15 protein-coding genes are annotated in these 19,999 nt (G+C 70.5%); 10 read left to right on the top strand and 5 right to left on the bottom strand.

Going from position 1 to position 19,999, the window contains the following annotated elements:
• Nucleotides 1–163 precede the first annotated feature (163 nt).
• Complete coding sequence (locus OG303_RS20175) at nt 164–988, bottom strand: L,D-transpeptidase family protein (RefSeq protein ID WP_405869801.1); 825 nt, start codon at nt 986–988, stop codon at nt 164–166.
• A 133-nt stretch (nt 989–1,121) separates the two neighbouring features.
• On the opposite strand from OG303_RS20175, the gene OG303_RS20170 reads away from it, so the two are divergent.
• Nucleotides 1,122–2,702, top strand: coding sequence for a methylmalonyl-CoA mutase (locus tag OG303_RS20170; protein WP_405869800.1), 1,581 nt, complete (start codon nt 1,122–1,124; stop codon nt 2,700–2,702).
• A gap of 37 nt (nt 2,703–2,739) precedes the next feature.
• On the opposite strand, the gene OG303_RS20165 is transcribed toward OG303_RS20170, so the two are convergent.
• Complete coding sequence (locus OG303_RS20165) at nt 2,740–4,161, bottom strand: FAD-dependent oxidoreductase (RefSeq protein ID WP_405869799.1); 1,422 nt, start codon at nt 4,159–4,161, stop codon at nt 2,740–2,742.
• Nucleotides 4,162–4,233: 72 nt separating this feature from the next.
• Between OG303_RS20165 and OG303_RS20160 the strand changes: the two genes are divergently transcribed.
• From OG303_RS20160 to OG303_RS20150, 3 genes are all read left to right on the top strand, one after another.
• Nucleotides 4,234–4,887 carry a TetR/AcrR family transcriptional regulator gene (locus OG303_RS20160; RefSeq protein WP_405869798.1) on the top strand — a complete coding sequence of 218 codons (654 nt, stop codon included), beginning with the start codon at nt 4,234–4,236 and terminating at the stop codon, nt 4,885–4,887.
• A gap of 223 nt (nt 4,888–5,110) precedes the next feature.
• Nucleotides 5,111–6,577, top strand: coding sequence for a glycosyltransferase family 29 protein (locus OG303_RS20155; RefSeq protein WP_405869797.1), 1,467 nt, complete (start codon nt 5,111–5,113; stop codon nt 6,575–6,577).
• A complete protein-coding gene (locus OG303_RS20150; protein ID WP_405869796.1) occupies nt 6,574–8,907 on the top strand; it encodes a glycosyltransferase in 2,334 nt (777 codons plus the stop codon). Before OG303_RS20155 ends, OG303_RS20150 begins: the two co-directional genes overlap by 4 nt.
• Before the next feature lie 83 nt (nt 8,908–8,990).
• Here the strand turns inward: OG303_RS20150 and OG303_RS20145 are convergent, their stop codons facing one another.
• Nucleotides 8,991–10,337 carry an alpha-2,8-polysialyltransferase family protein gene (locus OG303_RS20145; RefSeq protein ID WP_405869795.1) on the bottom strand — a complete coding sequence of 449 codons (1,347 nt, stop codon included), beginning with the start codon at nt 10,335–10,337 and terminating at the stop codon, nt 8,991–8,993.
• Complete coding sequence (locus OG303_RS20140; RefSeq protein WP_405869794.1) at nt 10,337–11,323, bottom strand: glycosyltransferase family 2 protein; 987 nt, start codon at nt 11,321–11,323, stop codon at nt 10,337–10,339. The genes OG303_RS20145 and OG303_RS20140 overlap by 1 nt, the downstream gene beginning before the upstream one ends.
• A 198-nt stretch (nt 11,324–11,521) precedes the next feature.
• On the opposite strand from OG303_RS20140, the gene OG303_RS20135 reads away from it, so the two are divergent.
• Genes OG303_RS20135 through OG303_RS20120 form a run of 4 tightly spaced genes read left to right on the top strand, consistent with a single transcriptional unit; the run spans nt 11,522 to nt 16,298 of the window.
• A complete protein-coding gene (locus tag OG303_RS20135) occupies nt 11,522–12,886 on the top strand; it encodes a DUF6716 putative glycosyltransferase (RefSeq protein WP_405869793.1) in 1,365 nt (454 codons plus the stop codon).
• A 59-nt stretch (nt 12,887–12,945) separates the two neighbouring features.
• Nucleotides 12,946–14,211, top strand: a complete 1,266-nt coding sequence (locus OG303_RS20130) for a cytidylyltransferase domain-containing protein (RefSeq protein WP_405869792.1) — start codon at nt 12,946–12,948, stop codon at nt 14,209–14,211.
• Nucleotides 14,212–14,225: 14 nt separating this feature from the next.
• Nucleotides 14,226–15,164 carry an N-acetylneuraminate synthase family protein gene (locus OG303_RS20125; RefSeq protein ID WP_405869791.1) on the top strand — a complete coding sequence of 313 codons (939 nt, stop codon included), beginning with the start codon at nt 14,226–14,228 and terminating at the stop codon, nt 15,162–15,164.
• 48 nt (nt 15,165–15,212) lie between these two features.
• Nucleotides 15,213–16,298, top strand: a complete 1,086-nt coding sequence (locus tag OG303_RS20120; RefSeq protein ID WP_405869790.1) for a hypothetical protein — start codon at nt 15,213–15,215, stop codon at nt 16,296–16,298.
• Nucleotides 16,299–16,329: 31 nt separating this feature from the next.
• On the opposite strand, the gene OG303_RS20115 is transcribed toward OG303_RS20120, so the two are convergent.
• Nucleotides 16,330–16,989 (bottom strand): class I SAM-dependent methyltransferase, encoded by a 660-nt coding sequence (locus OG303_RS20115; RefSeq protein WP_405869789.1) that lies wholly within the window; start codon nt 16,987–16,989, stop codon nt 16,330–16,332.
• A gap of 290 nt (nt 16,990–17,279) precedes the next feature.
• On the opposite strand from OG303_RS20115, the gene OG303_RS20110 reads away from it, so the two are divergent.
• Both OG303_RS20110 and OG303_RS20105 read left to right on the top strand, forming a co-directional pair.
• Nucleotides 17,280–18,503: a M20 family metallopeptidase gene (locus tag OG303_RS20110; RefSeq protein ID WP_405869788.1), complete on the top strand. Its 1,224-nt coding sequence runs from the start codon at nt 17,280–17,282 to the stop codon at nt 18,501–18,503.
• A 291-nt stretch (nt 18,504–18,794) separates the two neighbouring features.
• The gene (locus OG303_RS20105; RefSeq protein WP_405869787.1) at nt 18,795–19,853 is read left to right on the top strand and encodes a BMP family protein; all 1,059 of its coding nucleotides are present in this window, start codon (nt 18,795–18,797) and stop codon (nt 19,851–19,853) included.
• The last annotated feature ends 146 nt before the right edge of the window (nt 19,854–19,999 follow it).

Below are 19,999 nucleotides of genomic sequence, written 5' to 3'. Positions count from 1 at the left end.
GTTTTCGGCCGCACCTGCGCAGTACTGAGTGAGCCGACTGGTCATCGGCCGTCGCACAGAGCCGGGGTTCCCCCCGTACCCACGGCTCGTGCACCCCGGCGCGGGCGGGACACGTTCCCCCGGTCCCGCCCGCGCCCCTAACGTCCTTCCCGCTCACGGGACTTCACCAGTAGACGACGACCTTGTCGCCATTGCGCACCTGCCCGTACAGATCCGCGATCGCCGCCTCGTCCCGGACGTTGACGCAGCCGTGCGAGGCGCCGGCGTAACCGCGGGCCGCGAAGTCGTACGAGTAGTGCACGGCCTGGCCGCCGCTGAAGAACATCGCGTACGGCATGGACGAGTCGTAGAGCGTCGACCAGTGGTGGCGGGACTTCCAGTAGACCTGGAACACGCCGTCCCGGGTGGGGGTGCCCGTCGCGCCGAAGCGGACCGACATCGTCGACACCGTCCGCCCGGCGATCATCCAGCGCAGCGTCCGGCTCGACTTGTCGATGCACAGCACCCGTCCGGTCAGGCACCGCGGATCGGGTGCGCCGGCGGGCTGGCCGCCCATCAGGTACAGCTCCCACTTGCCCGGCTCGTGCGTCATCTTCAGCAGCCGCTGCCAGGTGACGGTGTCCGTCCGCCCGGTCTTCGGCAGCCCGCGCTTGCCCTGGAACCCCTTGACCGCGTCCTCGGTCAGGTCGTCGTACGTCCCGGTCGGGCCGTCGTAGAGCCAGGCGACCTGGCGCAGCCGGGCCTGGAGTTCGCGGACCTCGCCGCCGGAGTCGCCGGGGGACCACAGGACGGCGGGGCCGGCCTTCGAGGGGGACGCGCTCGGCTTGTCGTCGGCCTTGGTGGAGGGGGCCCTGCTGCTCGGCAACTGGATGTGCACCGGCGAGTGACCCTTGCCGTCCGCGCCCTGCACCGTGCAGCCGCACACCGTGACCAGGGCCGCGAGTGCCGCCGCGGCGGCGATCGATCTCCCCATGCCCGTAGTACGCATCGAGGCCCCCCTCGTCTCAGCCGTCCGCACGGATGTCACCTGAGATGTTCCCCGCGGATGACTGGTTGCGAACGGCGGGGCATTGTGGTGAGTCCACCCACCCGAGTGGTCGCTGAGCGGGAGGCATCACATCATGGCGCGCGAGTCGGAGTCCGGACTGCCCATCGAACCGCTGTACGGGCCCGGGGTGCTGGAGGGCTGGGATCCGGCTCAGAAGCTGGGCGAGCCCGGGGCGTACCCCTTCACCCGCGGTGTCTACCCGTCGATGTACACGGGCCGCCCGTGGACCATGCGCCAGTACGCCGGTTTCGGTACGGCGACGGAGTCCAACGCCCGCTACCAGCAGCTCATCGCCAACGGCACGATGGGCCTGTCGGTCGCCTTCGACCTGCCCACGCAGATGGGCCACGACTCCGACGCCCCCATCGCGCACGGCGAGGTCGGCAAGGTGGGCGTGGCGATCGACTCGGTCGAGGACATGCGGGTGCTGTTCGGCGGGATCCCGCTGGACAAGGTGTCGACGTCGATGACGATCAACGCGCCCGCAGCCCTGCTGCTGCTGATGTACCAGCTGGTCGGCGAGGAGCAGGGCGTGGCGGCGTCCCGGCTCACGGGCACGATCCAGAACGACGTGCTGAAGGAGTACATCGCGCGGGGGACGTACATCTTCCCGCCCAAGCCCTCCCTCCGCCTGATCGCGGACATCTTCAAGTACTGCCGGGCGGAGATCCCGAAGTGGAACACGATCTCGATCTCCGGCTACCACATGGCCGAGGCGGGCGCGTCCCCCGCACAGGAGATCGCCTTCACGCTCGCCGACGGCATCGAGTACGTCCGCACGGCAGTCGCCGCCGGTATGGACGTGGACGACTTCGCGCCCCGCCTGTCCTTCTTCTTCGTGGCGAGGACGACGATCCTCGAAGAGGTCGCCAAGTTCCGTGCGGCGAGGCGCATTTGGGCCCGGGTGATGCGGGACGAGTTCGGTGCGAAGGATCCCAAGTCCCTGATGCTGCGCTTCCACACGCAGACGGCGGGCGTCCAGCTGACCGCACAGCAGCCGGAGGTGAACCTGGTCCGGGTCGCGGTCCAGGGCCTGGGCGCGGTCCTCGGCGGCACCCAGTCCCTGCACACCAACTCCTTCGACGAGGCGATCGCCCTGCCGACGGACAAGAGCGCCCGCCTGGCCCTGCGTACCCAGCAGGTGCTGGCGTACGAGACGGACGTGACGGCGACGGTCGACCCGTTCGCGGGCTCGTACGTCGTCGAGAAGATGACGGACGACGTGGAGGCGGCGGCCGTCGCGCTGATGCGGAGGGTCGAGGATCTGGGCGGGGCGGTCTCCGCCATCGAGCACGGCTTCCAGAAGAACGAGATCGAGCACAGCGCCTACCGCATCGCCCAGGAGACGGACTCGGGCGAGCGGGTCGTGGTCGGCGTCAACCGCTTCCAGCTGGACGAGGAGGAGCCCTACGAACCACTCCGCGTCGATCCGGCCATCGAGGCCCGGCAGGCGGAGCGCCTGGCGAAGCTCCGCGCCGAGCGCGACCAGCCGGCGGTGGACGCGGCCCTGGCGGCCCTGAAGAAGGCCGCCGAGGGCGAGGACAACGTTCTGTACCCGATGAAGGAGGCGCTGCGGGCGCGGGCGACGGTGGGGGAGGTGTGCAACGCGTTGCGGGGGGTGTGGGGCACCTACGTCCCGTCGGACGCCTTCTGATCGGCACCGACCCCGACGAGGGCCGGAGCCGGCCCTCTCAGGAGACCGTGTGGGAACCGAACCGTGCGACGTACTCCCCGAGCCCGGCCGCCGAGTTCCCCGCCCAGCCGACGTAGCCGTCCGGCCGTACGAGGAACAGCCCCTTGCCGTACGGCTCCTGGGCGCTCCCGCGGACGACACGCACCGACTCCGGGAGCCCGGGCGCAGCCACGCCGAGCGCCACCAGCGTCCAGTGCGGCCCCCTGAACGCGTCGAAGAGCCGTACGCCCTCCACCGTCCCGTCCGGAGCGCGGTCTCCCGCCCGTACCGTGCCCACGGCGTCCCGTGTGTCCTGCGTGAGCGACGACTCCCGGTATCCCAGGCCCAGTTGGACCGTCGCCGCGCCGCGCCGGACCTCGCCGCGGTGTACGCCCGTGGAGATGCCGAGCATCTGGGCCGCGATGGGGCGCCGTTCCTCCTCGTAGGAGTCCAGCAGGGCCGGGTCCGCCCCGTCGCGCAGTACCGCGCCCAGCTTCCAGCCCAGGTTGTAGGCGTCCTGGACGCTGGTGTTGAGGCCCTGGCCGCCGGCGGGGGAGTGCACGTGGGCCGCGTCGCCGGCCAGGAAGACCCGACCGGAGCGGAAGCGGTCCGCCAGGGCTGCCCGGGGGCGGAAGTCCGAGGCCCAGCGGACCTCCGTGATGTCCTCGGGGGCGAGGTGCGAGCGGGCGGCGGCGACCTTGCGGATGCCGTCCAGGGACAGGTCCACCTCCGTCCCCTCCGGGAACTGGGCGACCAGCTGGAAGTCCTCCGTGCCCGCGAGCGGGCAGATCGCCAGGAAGCCGTCGCCCTCTCCGCTCGGCGGGAACACATGCCAGTTGTCGCGGTCCAGGCCGGTGATCCGCACGTCGCAGACCAGGACCGGGTTCGGGTCGACCGTCTCTCCTGTCATGTCGATCCCGAGCGCGCGCCGCACGGCCGAGCGGCCGCCGTCGGCGGCGACGACGTACCCGGCGCGCAGATCGGGCCCGGACGCGAAACGCACGGTCACGCCGGTGTCGTCCTGGTCGAGCGCGACGACCTCCCGGCCGAAGTCCACCCTCCCGCCCAGCTCCTTCAGCCGCGTGAAGAGGATCTCCTGCGTCCTCCACTGCGGCACCATCCACGGCTCGGTGAACGCGGAGTCCCCGGCCGCCTCCTTCACCTCGGCCGGGTCGAACATCCGGTGCTCGCCCGCCCGCTCGCCGTCCTGCCAGATCATCCCGACCGGGTAGGGCCCGCCGGCCGCGAGGATCGCGTCCAGGACACCGAGGTCCTCCAGGACCTCCATGGTGCGCGGCTGGATGCCCTTGCCGCGCGAACCCGGGAACAGCCCGTCCGCCTTCTCCACCACCAGCGCGTCCACTCCCCGCCGGGCGAGGTCGACGCCGAGGGCCAGACCGGTCGGGCCCGCGCCCACGATCACGACATCCGCAGCACTCATGATCCACTCTCCTTAACGATGTTAAGTGCCGTCGACTCCGAGGGTGCCCTTAACGCTGTTAAGCTGTCAAGCGTGAGTACGGAACGACGCGCGCCCCTCGACCGCAAGCGAGTCGCGGACACCGCCCTGAAGCTGCTGAACGAGGTCGGCCTGGACGGCCTGAGCCTGCGGACCATCGCCAGAGAGCTGGACGTCAAGGCGCCCGCTCTGTACTGGCACTTCAAGGACAAGCAGGCGCTGCTCGACGAGATGGCGACGGAGATGTACCGCCGGATGGTCGCCGGGAGTGCCCTCGACCCCGCCGACACCTGGCAGGAACGGCTGCTGAAGTCCAACCGCGGACTGCGCGCGGCCCTGCTCGCCTACCGCGACGGCGCGAAGGTCTTCAGCGGCTCACGGTTCACCGGCGTCGACCACGCGCGGGAGATGGAGGAGAACCTGCGCCTGTTCACGGCCGCCGGCTTCACCCTCGCCCAGACGGTCCGCGCGAACTCCACCGCGTACTCGTACACCATCGGCTTCGTCACCGAGGAGCAGGGCGTCCAGCCCCTGCCCGGCCGGCGCCGCGAGGGGTACGACGTCGAGGAACGTGCCCGCCTGCTGGCCGACTTCCCCCTCGCGGCCGCGGCCGGCGCGGAGATCTTCGAGGGCTACGACCGGCATTTCGAGGAGGGTCTGGCGCTGGTGGTCGCCGGAATCGAGACGCGGTACGCCCCCTCGGAGTGACGGCGATCGGTGACGGCCATCGGTGACGACGAATGGTCCGAATCGTGAAGAAGACTTGGTTGACGGGCGAACGATTCGTTCTTTGGTACCTGGCGGTTCACCTGGAAGTCGCTTTCGCTACCTAATTTTTCCCAGCATCCCCCCACGCCTCGGTAAACCCACCAACCGATTCGGTCATCAGCGTCACCTCACAGCAATGACTTGGTCATCACCCAGGAGCGTCATGACGAGGGTCCAGACAAAACGGGGACGGGCACGTGGAGGGGAGCTGGACGACTGTCTGCGCGCCTGCGCGGCGCACAGCGGCAAACTCGTCGGCAGCATCGACCGGCGCCGTGTCGAACTCGCCGAACAGCTGCGCAAGTTGCTCGTCGTGTGGGGCACGACCGCCACCACGGCCCCCGCGCCCGCCCCGGCGGGCGGTGCCACCGCGCTGCTCAAGCGCGCCGTCAAGGGCGCCGCGACCCCGGCGTCCGACATCCCCGCCGAACTCCTCGACGCCCTGCTCGCCGTCGCCAACAAGGCGCTGGAGTGCGGCTACGACGACGAGCTGAACCTCGCCCTGGTCATCAGCGACACCGTGCTCGCCCAGCGGAAGAACTCCCGGGCCGGCTGGCGGCTGCGCGCCCGTCTCCTGGAGGCCCTAGGTGACGAGGCCGAGGCGCTGCAGGCGTACGAGAAGTACCTCGAGCTCACCCAGGACGACGGCTTCGGCGTGCGCGCCCGGATCGCCGGTCTGCGCATCGCGGGGGAGAAGGAGCGCGAGCTGCTGGGGCTGCTGCGGCAACAGAGCCCGCGCGCCGAGGAGTTCACCCGGCGCCCCGCCACCGACGTGTGGGCCGAAGGCCTGGCCGCGCACGCCGTCGGCGACTGGGCCGAGGCCGAGCCGCGCCTGGTGGGAGCGCTCCTCGCGCTGACCGCCGAGGACGCCCCGGTCGCCGACCGGCAGGAACTGCTCAGCCAGTACCTCGACCTGCGCACCGCCGCCCCCGGCATCGACCTCGCCGCCCTCACCGAGGCCCTCGCGCTCTACGCCGAGCAGCGCCGCGCCCGGATGCGCGGCCCGGTCGCCGACCCGACCGTCGGCGGCGTGCAGTGGATCGGCCTCGGCGAGTTCCGCAACCGGATCGCCGGCAAGTCCATCTGCCTGATCGCCAACTCCGGCCGGGTGGGCGCCAGTTCGATGGGTGCCGAGATCGACGCGTACGACCTCGTGGTCCGCTTCAACTCGTACCGGATCGACCCGAAGCACACCGGCAGCCGCACCGACATCCACGCCACCATCCACAAGCACGGCTTCAACTGGGACCAGCAGGTCACCACCCGGCTCGTCTTCGGCGGTGTCTCCGGCGACTGGAAGTACTCGCTGCGCAACCGTCTGGTGCCCGGAGCCCAGACCTACCTCGGCGACGAGTCGCTGCGCTGGCCCGTGCGCACCATCGGCCAGGTCGGTGGCGACGTCTGGTCGGGCATTCCCACCACCGGCTTCAACATGCTGTGGCTGCTGGACTTCCTGGACGTCAGCCCGAAGCTCGACCTGATCGGCTTCGACTTCTACGAGAGCGGCGCCTACCGCGTGCCGGAGGCGATGAAGCTGGCCATCACGTCCGTGCACGAATACACCAGCGAGAAGGAATGGGTCATGCAGCGGGCCCAGAGCGCGACCGACACGAGGATATCCCTGCGATGACCACGACCTCCCCGGCCCGGGCCACCGCCCCCTCGGCCCCGGCGACCGCCGCGCACGACATCACCGGTAAGCGGCGGGTCGCCTTCGCCGCCTTCGTCGACGAGAACTACCTGCCCGGCTTCCTCGCCCTGCTGCGCAGCCTCGCCCTGTCCAACCCGGGCGTGTGCGAGGACTTCGTCGTCCTCTACGACGACCTGCGTCCCGGCTCGATCGCGCAGATCCGCGCCCTGCACCCGCGCATCGTGATGCGCCGCGTCGACGCCGACCACTACGACTCGTACCGGAAGGGCGACCAGGACAACTACCTGGTCCGCAAGGCGTACTTCATCCTCGACGTCTTCAGGATCCGCGAGTACGACACCGTCATCACCCTCGACACGGACATGGTCGTCCTGGGTGACCTGACCGAACTGCTCCAACTCCGCGCGGGGTTGGCGGCCGTCCCGCAGTTCTTCTACGGGCAGCACAAGCTCAACTCGGGGCTGCTGGTCATCCAGCGCGAGTATCTGAGCGACGAGTTCTGCGCCCGGCTCGACAAGTGCGGCCGCTCGGGCGACTACGAGCTGGACAAGCACGACCAGGGCATCCTCAACTCCGTCCTGGACGGCGACTTCGTCCGCCTCGACGCGCGCTACAACTTCGTCAAGCGGCGGCTCTCCGGCGACCTGCCCGTCCCCGAGGACACCGCGATCCTGCACTTCACCGGGCGCCACAAGCCCTGGCAGGGCGGCGAGGCCGGCTACAGCCAGGCCGAGGAGCGCTGGCGGGAGTTCGAGCTGTCCGACGGCGACTTCCAGGCCGCCTACCTGGAGCAGCAGGGCGCCCTCCACCACGACCTGCTCGTCCACTACGGCACCCCGCACGTCGCCCGCACCGGCGACGTCGAGGTGGCCCGCAAGGTCGCCGCCGCCCACATCGGGGCCGGCGACTACCAGGACGCCGTCGACATCCTCAGCAGCGTCCGCATCCCGCTCGACGAGGCGTGGCCGCACGAGGTCCTCGGCCACGCGCTGATAAGCGTCTCCCGGTACGAGGAGGCCAAGGCCCAGCTGCTGCTCGCCACCGCCGCCCCCAACCGGGCCGCCACCGCCTACGCCCGTCTCGCCCAGATCTCCTGGGTGCACGGCGACAACGCCCAGGCCCTGAAGCACGCCACGGCCGGCATCTCCGTCGACCCCACCCACCGGCCCAGCCGTCTGTGGGTGCAGCGCGCGGCCTCCGTGCCCGCCCAGGAACAGGGCGCCGCCGAGGACCAACTCGCCCACGTCGCCTTCTACATGGACCGGCAGGGCAACGCGGGCGACAAGCTCCTCCCGGAGAGCGTCCGCCTCGCCTTCGGCCCGGACACCACCTCCCGGCGCTGGCACTCCGTGCACGCCCACCGCCTGTTCGACGAGGCGGCCCTGGAGCGCGTCAACTCCCGCCGTGGCCTGGTCATCGGCGGCGGCGGCCTGTTCATCCCGGACACCATGCCGAACGGCAACAGCGCCTGGCAGTGGAACGTCCCGGACGAGCTGCTGGCCCGCATCGACGTGCCCGTCGCGGTGTTCGCCGTCGGTTTCAACGCCTTCGACGGGCAGTCCTACCGCGCCGGCCGCTTCCGCTCCTCGCTGCGTCAACTCGTCGAGCGCGCAAGCTTCTTCGGGCTGCGCAACCACGGCTCGATCGAGAAGGTGCGGGCCATGCTCCCGGCCCACCTGCACGACAAGGTGCGCTTCCAGCCGTGCCCCACGACGGTCACCCGGCAGCTGGTGGCGGGCTGGCAGGACCCGGCCCACCGCGAGGACACGATCCTGATCAACGCCGCCTACGACCGCGCGGGCCTGCGCTTCGGCCACGACTACGACTACTTCCTGTCCCAAATGGCGCAGGCGGTACGGGACTTGGGCGAGCTGGCCGAGGTGAAGTGCGCGGCGCACTCGCTCGACGACGAGAAGATCGCCTTCGACCTGCGCCGCGAGCACGGCATCTCGTTGCCCGTCATCCCGATGTACGACTTCGACAACGACGAGATCCGCGACCTGTACGCCCGCACCCAGCTGGTGATCGGCATGCGCGGCCACGCGGGAATGATCCCGTTCGGCTGCGGCACGCCCATCATCAGCCTGATCTCGCACCCGAAGATGGCGTACTTCCTGCGGGACATCGAGCGCCCCGAGTGGGGGGTCTCGGTCCACGACCGCCACCTCGCCGCACGCCTGGTGGAGCGCTCCAAGGACCTCCTCGCCGACCACGCGAAGACCGTGGCCGACGTGCACGGCCGCCAGCAGGAACTGTGGAAGGTCACCGAGGCGAACGCCGCCGACCTGCGCGTCGTCCTGGGCGGCTGAACACCGCCGTACGGCCCGCGAAAACCGACCGCCGCCCGCCTTCTCCAGGCCGGGCGGCGGTCGCCGTGCCGTGCTTCACCGGCTCAGCGGCGAACAGCCTTCTTCAGCGCCCGCGCCCGGCGCACCACCCGGCGCGCGGTGGAGTTGCGGGGGAGGAAGGCGAGCCGCTCCGGGATGCCGCCCGGCAGCCCGAGCGAGGTGAGGCGCTTCCTGCGGAAGTACCGCTTGGTGCGCGGCCCGAGGTGCTTCGACAGATACCGCTCCGCCGCCTGACGCAGGCCCGGGTGGATCTGCGGCTGCATGGTGAAGCTGAGCGCGTCGACCAGCCCGGCCAGCGTGTCCGCCGCGACGGCAGCCTCGCCCTTGCGGCCCTCCAGGTCGGGGATCACGGCGTCGGCGAGGACGGCAGGCACCCGGTTGCTGTTCTGGTAGGGGGTCAGCCGGTCCAGGAGCGGCTCGGTGCCGATGCGGGCGACCGGGAGGTCGTAGAACGCGGACGCCGTGAACAGGGCCGTCGAGAAGCAGCCGACGACCAGCCCGGGCGGCGACTTCTCGAACAGCACCTCGGCGAGGACGGGCACGTCCAGGACGGTGAGGTCGACGCCGAGCTTCTCGGCCTCGCTCTCCAGGGCGCGGCTGTAGCGGGCCGGCGCGGTGGGGTGCGGCTTGAAGACGATCGCCCGGTGGCCGCGCTCGACCGCCCCACGCATCATCCGCACATGCAGGTCCTCCTCCTCCTCGGGGGAGAGGATGTTCAGCGCGGACAGGTACTGGCCGAGCAGCAGCGCCGAGTTGTCGGGCAGCGCGGGCAACTCCGGTACGGACGCGGTGAGTTCGCCCAGCACCTTCAGGAAGGCTTCCGTCGGCACGACCTGCGCGGGCACCTCGAACTCGGTCAGCAGCATCGGCGTGAGCCCGGGCACCAGGTCCAGGTGCAGCAGCCGCCGCACGCGCGTGCCGACCAGTGGGTCCAGCTTGTTGCGGGTGGGCCCGTAGCTCATCAGGCCGTCGGCGTAGACGTCGACCGGCGCGTCGGTGAACAGCTGGGCCACGGTCAGGGCGGGCGTGACCTGGATGGACTCCAGGACCAGCTCCACACGGTCCTCGCCCAGGTCCCACAGCAGCCGCAGATAGCGCTCGAAGAGGGGGACGTCGTCCGCGCGCGGGGTCCAGGCGCCGGGGTGGAAGGGGCGGATGGCCTCGTTCCAGGACAGTACGGCGTCGAAGTGGCCGCGCAACGGCTCGAAGCCCGGCATCTCGTCGACCGGCGGAGTGGTCTCCGGGGTCGCGGAGTTGTTGAACACCAGCAGCAGCCGGCGCGCCGGTTCCTGCCCGTCCCGCTCCCTGAAGCAGTCGGAGTCGAGGGCGGCGGCCAGGGTGGCGGCGCCGTACAGCGTCGAGACGCAGAAGATGCGGGTGGTACGGGACATCAGGCGGCCGCCTTCGCAGTCGTGACCCGGCGCCGCAGCCGGCGCAGCTTGGAGGAGCGGTGCATGTCCATGGTTTCCAGGACGTCGCCGAGCGCGTCCTGCGGCATGCGCTTGATCGCCGCCGCGCTCATGGCCCGCAGCTGCTTGGCCACGGCGGGTTCCCACTTGCTGTCGTCCGCGAGGTGGTGGGCGATGATCGCGCAGTACGTCCGCACCGCCTTCGGCAGCAGCCGGTCCGCGTCCGGGTCCTGCGCCGTCTCCTCGATGACCTGGTCGAAGGCGCGGATGAAGTCGAGCTGGCGGACATCGCCGATCTGGGTCAGCGAGGAGGCGACCCCGCGCCGGTAGAACACGCCGAGCAGGCTCAACACGGCGAACGACTCCGCCTCGCGGTGCAGCTTCCAGATCCACGGCCGGTCCTCGGCCGTGCGCAGCCCGTCGGTGAAGTGCAGCAGGCCCTTGTCGAGGAGACGGCGGTGGTAGGCGCCGGCCCAGGCGTAGGCGTAGTCCACGGAGGTGCTGCGGTCGGCGGGCAGGATCGCCTCGCGCGGGTTGAAGACCTCCCAGCGGCGGCCGATCGGCACCCGGTGCACGCTCCGCGCGCGGGCGGTCGCCTGCACATGGTCGGTGCGGACGAAGTCGCAGCCCAACTCCTCGATGGCCGTCACCAGTTCGGAGAGGTAGCCGGGCGCCAGCCAGTCGTCGCCGTCCAGGAACGTCAGGTACTCGCCCTGCGCCGCGTCCAGGCCGGTGTTGCGCGCGGTGGCGAGTCCCCCGTTCTTCTCATGGCGGATATAACGCACCTGCGCGACGTCCGAGAGTTCCTCGGCCGCACGTTCGAGAATGGCCGGAGTTTCGTCCTTCGAATGGTCGTCGACCAGTACGAACTCGAAATCCCGTTGCGCGTTCAATCGAAGGCTTCGGAGGGTGTCCGGGGCGTATTGCTGCACGTTGTAGAACGGCACGATCACGGAAAGCTTAGGCACGTGAGGAAGCCTAGGAGGCCGTCCGGCGGCGCAACTTTCCGGTGCCCATACGGTGGGTGAACTCAATGTGTCGGATCGGTGCATCCCCTGTACTTCCGGGGATTTGGCGGGCCAGTTCGGCTTTCGGCGAGGTGTTGTTAACTTTTTGTTGAGGTGCGGTTGGGCCGCACCTCGGAATTGCTTCCTAGCGTCTTCGGTGTGCCACCAAGTACCTCGAAGCCCACGCGAATCGCCGTACTCGCGGACTCCGACACCCGCTGGAAATGGGGTGCGCTGACCGCGGCTCGTATCGCCCCGGGCCCGTCCATGGAAGCCGTATCTCACGAGGACGCGCAAGCCGGCCTCGAGCTGAGCGGATTCCTGCTGCGCGGGCGGGCGACTCCGACCGCCCGCCAGCTGGCGGAGGTCGGTGTGCGGGCCGACTCCCTCAAGGAGGTCACGTCCGTCGAGTTCCTGCGCGCCATGGCCGACGAGGAGTACGACGTCGTCGTGCTCGCGCTCGTCGGCGGCGGCGTACAGGCCATGCTGCACGGGCTCAAGCGCGTGTGGGAGGGCCGCACCAGGCGTCCCGTCGTCGTCACCGGCTACGTCGGCGTCGTCTACGAGAAGCTCGCCGACGGCCTCCTGCTGCGGCACGGCGCGGACCTCGTCCTCGCCAACTCACGCCAGGACGCGGAGCGTTTTCGCGCCGTGTACGAGGGCGTGGGCGCCGACGCCTCGTCGGTGACCGAGGTGGCACTCCCGTTCCTCGGCGGGACCGCGTACGAGGGTGAACACGACCCGTACACCGTGGTGTTCGCCGTGCAGCCGTCCGTCCCGGACAGCCGCAAGGACCGTCTGTACCTGCTGAACCGGCTGGTCCAGCACGCCCGGCTGCACCCCCAGCGCGAGGTGCTGCTGAAGCTGCGCTCCAGGCCGGGCGAGCACACCACGCACATCGAGGAGCAGCCCTACCAGAAGCTGGTCCAGCGGCTCGATCCGCCGGCCAACTTCCGCCTGGTGTACGGGAACATGGGCGAGGTCCTCGACCGCACCGACCTGCTGGTCACCATCAGTTCCACGGCCGCGCTGGAGTCGCTGCACCGCCGCATTCCGACCGTCGTGCTGACCGACCTCGGTGTGCGCGAGGTGCTCGGCAACCACCACTTCGTCGGCTCCGGGTGCCTCGCCTCCTGGGACCAGCTGGACGCCGGACACCGGCCGGCGCCCGACCCGGAGTGGGTCGCCCGGCAGGGCGTTGCCGCTGGGGGTACCCCCTCTGGGGGAGGCTCGTACGCCTCCTCGTGGGACGCGGCGCGCGAGCGCATCGCCAAGCTGCTCGACCGGCCAGGCGGCCCGGCGCCCCTGACCCCGTACTACACGCCCGTGACGGCGCCCGGCTATCTGCCCGGCCTCCTCGCCCGCCACCATCTCGGCCCCGACGGCAGCCCGCTGCCCGGAGCACCCGCCGCCGACAGGGAGCCGGGCCCGGTCCGGCAGATCGTGCGCCGGGCGGCACGGGGTGCCTACCGGCACGGGGTGCAGCGCGTGGCCCCGGTGATCCGGCGGATGGGGGAGCTGTGAGTTCCCGGCCGCCCGCCCCGTCACGGCCTTCCGAGTCTTCGTCCCAAGGAGTACAGCCCATGTCCAACCCGGAAGCGGGCCAAGGCGCTTCGGTGCGCCGGGTGCTCGCGGTGATTCCCGCGCGCGGCGGTTCCAAGGGCGTGCCCGCGAAGAACCTCGCCCCCGTCGGCGGTGTGCCGCTGGTGGCGCGGGCGGTGCGCGAGTGCCGGGCGACCCGCCTGGTGACCGACGTCGTGGTGTCCACCGACGACCAGGCCATCGCGACCGCCGCGCGCCAGGCCGGCGCCGAGGTCGTGCTGCGGCCCGCCGCCATCGCCGGTGACACGGCCACCTCCGAGGCGGCCGTCCTGCACGCCATGGAGGCCCACGAGGCCCTGCACGGCGCGGCCGTCGACGTGGTGGTGTTCGTGCAGTGCACCAGCCCGTTCATCATCCGCGAGGACATCGACGGGGTGGCCGGCGCGGTCGTCGAGAACGGCGCGGACACCGCGGTGACGGTGGCCCCCTTCCACGGCTTCATCTGGCGCGACGCGGAGGACGAGATCGTCCCCGGCACGGTCGCCGAGGCCGACGCGGCCACCGGCGGCGGCTACGGCGTCAACCACGACAAGTCCTTCCGCCCCCGCCGGCAGGACCGCCCCCAGGACCTCCTGGAGACCGGCGCCGCCTACGCGATGGACGCCCCCGGCTTCCGCAAGCACCAGCACCGCTTCTTCGGCCGTACGGAACTGGTCCGTACGGACCCCGCCCGGGTGCTGGAGATCGACGACCCGCACGACCTGGCCCGCGCCCGCGCGCTGGCCCCCCTCTTCGACGCGGACCGCCCCGGTTCGCTGCCGACCGCCGAAGACGTCGACGCGGTCGTACTGGACTTCGACGGCACCCAGACCGACGACCGGGTGCTGATCGACGCCGATGGAAAGGAGTTCGTCTCCGTGCACCGCGGGGACGGACTCGGCATCGCGGCGCTGCGCAAGAGCGCCCTGAAGATGCTGATCCTCTCCACGGAGCAGAACCCGGTCGTCGCCGCCCGCGCACGGAAGCTGCAGATTCCCGTGCTGCACGGCATCGACCGGAAGGACCTCGCACTGAAGCAGTGGTGCGAGGAGCAGGGCATCGCGCCCGAGCGCGTGCTCTACGTCGGCAACGACGTCAACGACCTCCCGTGCTTCGCCCTCGTGGGCTGGCCCGTGGCGGTCGCGAGCGCCCACGACGTGGTACGCGGCGCCGCACGTGCGGTCACCACCGTCCCCGGTGGCGACGGCGCGATCCGAGAGATCGCCAGCTGGATCCTCGGCCCCTCTCTCGACTCCCTAACCAAGTAAGGACAGTTCCTGCCATGAGCACCAACTCCCGTCTGCGCACGTTCGGTTCGAAGACCGCCGGCCCGGGCCACCCCGTCTATGTCGTCGGCGAGATCGGCATCAACCACAACGGCGAGCTCGAGAACGCCTTCAAGCTGATCGACGCCGCTGCCGAGGCCGGCTGCGACGCCGTCAAGTTCCAGAAGCGCACCCCGGAAATCTGCACCCCGCGCGACCAGTGGGACATCGAGCGGGACACCCCCTGGGGCCGGATGACGTACATCGACTACCGCCACCGCGTGGAGTTCGGCGAGGACGAGTACCGCCAGATCGACGAGTACGCCAAGACCAAGAACATCGACTGGTTCGCCTCCCCGTGGGACACCGAGGCCGTCGCCTTCCTGGAGAAGTTCGACGTCCCGGCCCACAAGGTCGCCTCCGCCTCCCTCACGGACGACGAGCTGCTGCGCGCCCTGCGGTCGACGAACCGCACGGTCATCCTGTCCTCCGGCATGTCGACCCCGAAGCAGATCCGCCACGCGGTCGAGGTCCTGGGCAGCGACAACATCCTGCTCTGCCACGCCACTTCGACGTACCCGGCCAAGGCCGAGGAGCTCAACCTGCGCGTGATCAACACCCTGCAGGAGGAGTACCCGAACGTCCCGATCGGCTACTCCGGCCACGAGACCGGCCTGCAGACCACCCTCGCGGCGGTCGCCCTCGGCGCCGCCTTCGTCGAGCGCCACATCACCCTGGACCGCGCGATGTGGGGCTCCGACCAGGCCGCCTCCGTCGAGCCGCAGGGCCTGACCCGCCTCGTCCGCGACATCCGCACCATCGAGGCCTCCCTCGGTGACGGCGTCAAGAAGGTCTACGACTCCGAGCTCGGCCCCATGAAGAAGCTGCGCCGCGTCACGGGCGTCGTCGCCGAGGCGGAGATCGCCGCCGCCGCGGGCGAGCCGGTCGGCGTCTGAACAGCCTGAACACCCTGTAACGCTCTACGACGGGACGGTCGTACGTAGATGAGCCCCCGCGCCGGGTCAGCCGGCCCCCACACTCTCGCCTTCGTCGAGAGCCCGGTACAGCTGCTGAACGTGCTGGAGTGGGCGCACCTCCATGCCCTCGGGGCCCCGGAGGAGACCCCCGGTGGGGGGCTCACCGTCGTCGTCCTGTCGCCGAACGACCCCATGACCCGCGGCCAGCTGCGCCGGATGGCCGAGCTGGCCCGGGACGAGGGGTACGCGGTCCGCTGGGAGGAGGCGCGCGGCGGTCCGGGCGCCCCCTTCCACACCATCGGCGGGCTGACCCCGCTGCTGCGCCGGGCCCGCCGGGTCGTGATGGGCGACCCGTTCTCCCGTTACGTCCAGCTGCTGCTGACGATCACCAAGGCCCGCGAGCTCGTCGTCGTCGACGACGGCACGGCCACCATGGAGTTCGTCGCCCAACTCGCCCGCGGGGAACGCCTGGTGCGCTGGCACCGCAAGGGAGGCCGCCCGGGCGCCCGGGACCTGATCTTCGCCCCGGTCTCCTCCTCGGCCCGCCGCCGGCTGACCCCCGGCGGGAAGCGGCAGGTGGAGATCTTCTCCTCCATGCCGATGGACGAGAGGCCGGAGGGGGTGACGGTGACGGCGAACGACTTCGCCTGGACCCGGGCCCGCTTCGGCCCGCCCCGCATCACCAAGGGCGCCGACATGGTGGGCACCTCGCTGGTGGAGACCGGTGTGGTGGACGGCGACCGCTATCTGCAGGCCGTCCGCAGCCTGGCGAAGGCCCACGGCGCCACCCGCTACTTCGCCCATCGTCGCGAGAGCACGGACAAGCTCCACCGCCTGGCGGTCGAGACGGGCCTGGAGATCGTCCGCCCCGACCTGCCCCTGGAGCTGATCGCCCGCCGGGGCCCGGTCGGCCGGACGATCCTCAGCTTCCCCTCCACCGTCGTGCACACCCTGCCCCTCGCCCTGGTCGGCACCGAGGTCCGCGTCGCCGTCTGCGACATCGACCCGGCCTGGCTGACGCAGAACGCCTCACCGCGCGCCCAGGGCTTCCTGTCAGGGGTCACGGGCACGGCACGGGACGTCACCCGCCTGTCGGCCGTCACGGCGGCGTGAACGGGCGCTGGGGGCGCGCCAGGGGGCTGTCTCAGCCGTCCTTCCGTGCCAGCAGGTACGCCCGCGGCCGCGTCTCCTCGTCCGCCGGCTCGCGCAGCACGCGCGTGTGCAGCCGCAGACCCGCCTTGACCAGCTGCTCGACGACGGTGTCCGGCGTACGGAAGTAGTAGTCGAGCGAGATCTCGTGCCCGAAGCGCTCCGCCAGATGCATCCGGTCGTCCTCGTCGCCGGTCTGGAAGCCGAGCAGGACATGGCCGCCGGGCACCAGGACGCGGTGGAACTCGGCGAAGGCCGTCGACAGGTGCTCGTCCGGGACGTGGATGATCGAGTAGAGGGCGAGGACGCCGCCCAGCGTCTCGTCCGGCAGGTCCAGCGAGGTCATCGAGCCCACGTGGAACCGGAGCCCGGGATGCGCCTCGCGCGCCAGCGCCACCATCCGGGGCGACACGTCCACCCCGAACACCGGCACGCCGAGGGCGTGCAGCCGGGCGGTGACGTTTCCGGGACCGCTGCCGACGTCGGCGACGGGCGCCGTACCGCCCGCGCGCACCAGCTCCGCGAACCCGGCGACCAGGGCCAGGTCCAGCGGTCTGTCGCCGAGCCAGTCGGCGAGCTGTTCGGTGTACGGGCGGGCGATCGCGTCGTACGAGGTCTGGGTGTCATGCAGGAAATCCGGGGTTTCGAGGCTCACGAGGCCGGACCCTAGTCCGGGTGCCGGGCGGCTGTCCCGAGGTTCACCGGGGCTGCATCAGGTGTTCGTGTGCACGCGCGCCGGTCCTTCCGGTGCGGTCCCGACAGGCGAACAGAACCGCCGGGGTCGTCCGGAGCGTGGTATGCGTAGAGAAAAGGCAGGTTTACCCATCTCCACTCACAGCCATGCGTCGAGCGGCCAATTTTTCTTCGCCTAACGGGTTGAACTTTTGTTGATCGAGGGTCAGTTGGCCACCCCGGCGTCCTACCCTTCAGAGGGTGAAGCAACTGATGTCCCTAGAGCCCGAGGCCGACCAACCCGGGGAAGCCGTGCTTCCCGGCATGCTGCCCGAGACGCTGCGTGCCGAACTCGTAGCCTTCCGGCGCGACTTGCACATGCATCCCGAGCTCGGCAACCAGGAGTTCCGTACCACCGCCGCGATCAAGGAGCGGCTCGAGGCGGCAGGCCTTCGGCCGCGCGTCCTCGCCACCGGTACCGGGCTCGTCTGTGACATCGGTGAGTGGGACGGCGGGCGGCCCATGCTCGGCCTGCGCGCCGACATCGACGGCCTGCCCATCCCGGACATGAAGAGTGAGTGCGCGTACCGCTCCACCGTGCCCGACCGGGCGCACGCGTGCGGACACGACGTGCACACCACCGTGGTGCTGGGCGCCGGCCTCGTGCTCGCCGAGCTGCACCGGCAGGGCCTGCTGCCGCGGCCCGTGCGGCTCGTCTTCCAGCCGGCCGAGGAAGTGCTGCCCGGCGGCGCCGCCGACGCGATCGAGGGCGGGGTGCTCGACGGGGTGGGGCGGATGATCGCCGTGCACTGCGACCCCAGGGTGGACGCCGGGCGCATCGGGCTGCGGCAGGGCGCCATCACCTCCGCCTGCGACCGGCTCGAGGTGGCCCTCGACGGGCCCGGCGGGCACACCGCCCGGCCGCACCTGACCACCGACCTGGTCACCGCCGCCGCCCGCGTCGCCATCGACGTGCCCGCCCTGGTCGGCCGGCGCATGGACACCCGCAGCGGGCTCGCCATCACCTGGGGCCGGATCGAGTCCGGGCACGCCCCGAACGTCATCCCGCAGCACGCCGAGCTCTCCGGGACCGTGCGCTGCCTCGACATCGGCGCCTGGCGGCAGGCGCCGGACGTCGTCGTCGCCGCCATCGACGAGGTCGCCAACCTGCACGGCGCCAAGTCGGAGATCAACTACGTGCGCGGCGTCCCGCCCGTCGTCAACGACCCGAACGTGAGCGACCTGCTGCGTGACGCGATGACCGCGCGACGCGGCATCCAGTCGGTCGAGGACACCGAGCAGAGCCTCGGCGGCGAGGACTTCTCCTGGTACCTGGAGCACGTGCCCGGCGCCATGGCCCGCCTCGGCGTCCGCACGCCCGGCGAGCGCACCGTGCGCGACCTGCACCAGGGCGACTTCGACGCCGACGAGTCCGCGATCACCGTGGGTGTGGAGCTGTTCACCGCGGCGGCGCTGCTGGACGCGGCGGAGCACTGAGCACGGGAGTTGGTCGGACGGCCCCCTCGGGGGCCGTTCTGCCGCCCGGCGCAACATGCTCGTAAGCCAATCGTGCACTCATTGAAATCCGTGCGTGCGACGGCTCCAGACGCCGAGTTCAGACGCCGTTTGCCTCGAATCGATAACGGCTTTGGAGTAGGTCCTTTTCTGACATCTACGCGCGTTACGATGCCGCGAAGCCGACGCCGCAGGGGCGTCCGGGCCCGAGCACTGGCATGGTGCTCACATGAAGCGCCGACAAGGCGCTCAGGTCAGGTGAAGGAGCCTCCCGTGCGCCGGGTAGCCAAGCTTTCCGCTGCGTGTATCGCCACCGCAGCTCTTGCACTGACTGCCACAGCCTGTGGCAGCACCTCGTCCGAAGAGGACAGCTCGTCCTCCGCTTCGTCCAGCAGCGGCAAGGGCGGAATCAAGATCGGTCTCGCCTACGACGTCGGCGGCCGCGGTGACCGTTCCTTCAACGACTCCGCCGCGCGCGGCGCCGACAAGGCCGAGAAGGAGTTCGGCGGTTCCATCAAGGAACTGACCGCCAAGAGCTCCGACACCGAGGCCGACCGCGAGCAGCGCCTCACCGACCTGGCCGACGCCGGCTACAACCCGATCGTCGCCGTCGGCTTCTCCTACGCCACCTCGGTCGACAAGGTCGCCGCCAAGTACCCGAAGGTCAACTTCGGCCTCATCGACTCGGTCGCGACCGCCAAGAACGTCGACAGCATCACCTTCACCGAGGAGCAGGGCTCCTACCTGGCCGGTGTCGCCGCGGCGCTGAAGACCAAGAAGGACCACGTCGGCTTCATCGGTGGCGTGGACACCCCGCTGATCAAGAAGTTCGAGGCGGGCTACGTCCAGGGCGTCAAGGACACCAACTCCAAGGTCAAGGTCGACGTCCAGTACCTGACCCACGGCTCCGACCTGTCCGGCTTCGCCAGCCCCGACAAGGGCAAGGAAGCCGCGTCCGGCATGCTCGACAACGGCGCCGACGTGGTCTACGCCGCGGCCGGCTCCTCCGGCAACGGCTCGATCGAGGCCGTCTCCGGCGTCAAGGGCGCCTGGGCCATCGGCGTGGACTCGGACCAGTACAACATCCCGGGTCTGTCCAAGTACAAGAACTCGATCCTGACCTCGATGGTCAAGAACGTCGACGTCGGTGTCTACGACTTCGTCAAGTCCGTGCACGACGGCAAGCCGCTGACCGGCAACCAGGTCTACTCCCTCGCCAAGGGCGGTGTCGGCCTGGCCACCAGCGGTGGCTTCATCGACGACATCAAGACCCAGCTGGACGCCGCGAAGAAGAAGATCGTCGACGGCACCGTCAAGGTCAAGACCAGCTGACCTGACGGTTCCCGCGGGAACCCGGGCTCGGCGAGGGGGCGCTCGACAAACCCCCTCGTCGAGCCATAACAATGTGTCAACTCTACGCGTGTAGCACGGAGTTGCCGCGCTAGCGTCACCGACGCCTGCCCTCCCCTACGCAGCCC

The sequence above is a fragment of the Streptomyces sp. NBC_00005 genome (assembly GCF_045160215.1).
GTDB lineage: Bacteria > Actinomycetota > Actinomycetes > Streptomycetales > Streptomycetaceae > Streptomyces.
Note: the sequence above shows the minus strand (reverse complement) of the source record. Positions and strands in the feature narration are given on the sequence as shown.